The sequence below is a fragment of the Vibrio sp. 1249-1 genome (assembly GCF_033340495.1).
The window spans coordinates 1-678 of the sequence record NZ_JAWOWJ010000593.1; the positions used below are offsets into that span (position 1 = coordinate 1).

A 678-nucleotide genomic window follows, 5' to 3' on the forward strand; every position below is an offset into this window, starting at 1 on the left:
TTTCAAAATATCCATTTATTGATTACCTTTTATTAGAGGGTGTTAGGATTAAAGGGCCGTCTAATGCTTGCATGACATAGCTTGCTGGATAGCCATGAGCTAAGAGCGTCGTCATTGCTTGCAAATACTTTTGTACTGAGCTGAAAAAATAGAAATAACCATCACAAAGGACGTTTTCATACTCACCAGTGTCGGAGAGATAGCGATGTTTTGGGCAGCCGCCGTTGCAGAGAGACAAGTACTGGCATTGTTTACATCGCATAGATAAGCGGGATTCTTTATTGAACTGAAGTTCGTGATTCAACGACATCTCGTGCAACGATGTTTCGAATACATTGCCGAGTTTCGACTCCGGGTAGGCGATATGGTCACAGAAATAAACGTCGCCATTTGCTTCAACGGCATAAGACGAGCCGCATTTTTTGGCATGAATACAGTTTGGAGAGGGGTTGCCAAGGTATTGTGTTAATGCCTGTTCAAAGTTCGAAATGAAGACTTTGCCCACATCTTGAGAAACCCAAAGATGAAATACGTCGGTGAGAAAACGTCCGTATTCTTTGGCATCAACAGACCAAGCGATAGGTTCGTATTTCTGAGGATCTGTATGGCGTTTGTCTGTCGAGAAAATCAGATTGCTACCAAAGTGCTGGCCACGAGCTTGCTCTGTTTCTGACGGGG

The 678-nt window shown here is 43.7% G+C and carries 1 protein-coding gene; it reads right to left on the reverse strand.

Annotated elements, in window-relative coordinates; all coding sequences use genetic code 11:
• Nucleotides 1-22: 22 nt before the first annotated feature.
• Nucleotides 23-678: SPASM domain-containing protein (locus tag R7Z50_RS27820; RefSeq protein WP_318149796.1), on the reverse strand; the 656-nt coding region annotated here is incomplete at its 5' end.